At 45.9% G+C, this 3459-nt stretch carries 1 protein-coding gene; it reads right to left on the reverse strand.

Annotated elements, in window-relative coordinates; all coding sequences use genetic code 11:
* On the reverse strand, positions 1-3361 hold a 3361-nt coding region (gene rpoB / locus ACTHUT_RS15895; RefSeq protein WP_440419032.1), incomplete at its 3' end, for a DNA-directed RNA polymerase subunit beta.
* Between the last annotated feature and the right edge of the window lie 98 nt (positions 3362-3459).

Below are 3459 nucleotides of genomic sequence, written 5' to 3' on the forward strand. Positions count from 1 at the left end.
GAATGCGTGATACCACACCTTTGTTACCGTGGCGACCCGCCATTTTGTCACCGGCTTGCAGACGGCGTTTGATGGCGATAAATACTTTCACCATTTTTTGTACGCCCGGTTGCAGCTCGTCGCCTTGGGTCAGTTTTTTCTTTTTGATCTCATACAACTCATCCGCTTCTTCGCGTTTTTGTTGCAGGCTCAATTTAATCAGTTCCAACTGTTTGGCCAAATCTTCATCAGCCAGACGGATGTCAAACCAATCATGTTTGCTGGACAGGCTTGCCAAATATTCGGTAGTGATTTCGCTGCCTTTAGCCAGCTTCATCGGACCACCATTGGCTTTTTGACCAACAATCATACGCTCGATACGGTCGAATGCGTCATTATCGAAAATACGCAATTGATCGCCCAAATCTTGACGGTAACGTTTCAATTCAGAATCAATAATGGATTGAGCACGTTTGTCGCGTTGAATACCTTCACGAGTGAAGACTTGAACGTCGATAACGGTACCGCTCATGCCGGTAGGCATACGCAATGAAGTATCTTTTACGTCAGATGCTTTTTCACCGAAGATAGCACGCAGCAGTTTTTCTTCAGGAGTCAGTTGGGTTTCGCCTTTAGGTGTTACTTTACCTACCAAGACATCACCGGCTTCTACTTCTGCACCGATATATACGATACCGGATTCATCCAAACGGTTTTGCATACGTTCGGACAAGTTCGGAATATCGCGGGTAATATCTTCCGCACCCAGTTTAGTGTCACGTGCAACAACGTTCAATTCTTCAATGTGAATCGAAGTGTAACGATCGTCCGCAGCCACTTTTTCTGAAATCAGAATCGAGTCTTCATAGTTGTAACCGTTCCATGGCATGAAGGCGATGGTCATGTTTTGACCCAAAGCTAACTCGCCCAAGTCGGTAGATGCACCGTCGGCTACCAAGTCACCACGTTGCAACACATCGCCTGCTTTTACAGCCGGACGTTGGTTGATGTTGGTAGATTGGTTGGAACGGGTGAATTTAACCAAGTTGTAAATATCGACACCCACTTCACCGGCAGTCGCTTCATCATCATGAACACGAACCACAACGCGGTTGGCGTCTACATACTCAACCACACCACCACGGCGGGCAACGATTGCAGTTGCAGAATCAACGGCAACAGAGCGCTCGATACCGGTACCAACCATCGGTTTCTCAGGACGCAGGCACGGTACGGCCTGACGTTGCATGTTGGCACCCATCAATGCACGGTTCGCGTCATCATGTTCCAAAAATGGAATCAGAGATGCTGCAACGGATACCACTTGACCGGTTGCCACGTCCATATATTGAACGCGGTCAGGCGTTGCCATAATGGTTTCGCCTTTTTCACGACAAGTAACCAAGTCGCCAATCAGATTACCGTCTTTGTCCAAATCGGCATTCGCCTGTGCAATCACATAACGGCCTTCTTCGATAGCAGACAAGTAATCGATTTCTTCAGTTACTTTACCATCGACAACACGGCGGTAAGGGGTTTCCAAGAAGCCATAATCATTGGTACGCGCATAAACGGACAGTGAGTTGATCAAACCAATGTTTGGACCCTCAGGTGTTTCAATAGGACATACACGGCCATAGTGAGTCGGATGTACGTCTCGCACCTCAAAGCCTGCACGTTCGCGAGTCAAACCGCCAGGGCCCAATGCAGATACACGGCGTTTATGGGTTACTTCAGACAATGGGTTAGTCTGATCCATAAATTGGCTCAATTGGCTAGAGCCGAAGAATTCTTTAATCGCGGCAGAAACAGGTTTTGCATTAATCAAGTCATGCGGCATCAAGTTCTCAGATTCTGCTTGGTTCAAACGCTCTTTAACTGCACGTTCTACACGAGCCAAACCGCTACGGAATTGGTTTTCAGTCAACTCACCCACAGAACGGACACGACGATTACCCAAGTGGTCGATATCGTCTACTTCGCCATGACCGTTACGCAGTTCAACCAATGTCGCAATAGAAGCAACAATGTCTTCAACGCTCAGAACGTAACCACCTTTTTCAGCTGCGCCAGCCAAAGTTTCGTTCAGCAAACGGCCATACCAAGAGTTTTGTTGTGCTTCAGACAATTTTTGCTCGTATGTGCGCGTATTAAATTTCATACGGCCTACGCGAGACAAATCATAGCTGTCTTCACTGAAGAACAAGCGGTTGAAGAGCTGCTCAACAGCTTCTTCGGTAGGCGGTTCGCCAGGACGCATCATGCGGTAAATCGCTACGCGTGCAGCCTGCTGATCAGCAGTTTCGTCTGTACGCAGAGTGCTGGAGATGTAGCCGCCTTGATCCAACTCATTGATATAAAGTGTCGTAATTTCTTTTACGCCATGTATATCAAGCTTGGCCAACAGTTCTTCTGTAATTTCATCATTAGCAGAAGCCAATACTTCGCCGGTTTCCGGATCAATCAGGTCAGCAGCCAATGCTTTGCCTATCAGGCTTTCTGGCTCTACATCCAAACGAGTCAAGCCTGCATTGGTAATATCACGGATATTTTTCGCAGTAATGCGTTTACCTTTGGCGACCAGCACATTGCCTTCTTTATCCAAGATATCAACTTTGGCAGTTTCACCTTTCAGACGGCCTGCAACCAGATCAGTTTGAACACCGTTTGAAGACAAATAGAAAGTTTCTTTGTCGTAGAAAATATCCAAGATTTGTTCATTGTTGTAGCCCAAAGCTTTCAACAAAATCGTAACCGGCATTTTACGGCGACGGTCGATACGGAAATACAGCAAATCTTTTGGATCAAATTCGAAATCCAACCATGAACCACGGTAAGGAATAATACGAGCAGAGAACAACAGCTTACCGGAAGAATGTGTTTTACCACGGTCATGCTCAAAGAACACGCCTGGAGAACGGTGCAACTGGGAAACAATCACACGCTCAGTACCATTGATGACAAAAGAGCCGCTTGGCGTCATCAATGGGATTTCACCCATATACACTTCGTTTTCACGAACTTCTTTTACAGTCGGCTTAGATGCTTCTTTATCCAAAATCACCAAACGGATACGAGCACGCAATGGAGCCGCGTAAGTAATACCGCGCAATTGACATTCAGGAATATCGAACAAAGGCTCGCCCAATGTGTAATGTACAAACTCCAATCGCGCATAACCGTTATGGCTCACAATCGGGAAAATAGAATTAAATGCTGCTTGCAGACCATCATCAGTGCGTTGGTCAAAAGCATTTTCCAGCTGCAAAAATTTCGCATAAGAATCAATTTGGGTTGCCAGCAGGAAAGGAACATCTAAGACATTCTCTCGCTTTGCAAAACTCTTACGGATACGTTTTTTCTCGGTAAACGAATAGCTCATATACACTCCGAAAAGCAATTTTAAATAATAGGCCGTCTGAAACAACGGCATGCACCAACCTGATATTTACATTTATTTGCAATGATTTTATAAAGACT

The sequence above is a fragment of the Neisseria sp. P0022.S010 genome, assembly GCF_051956635.1.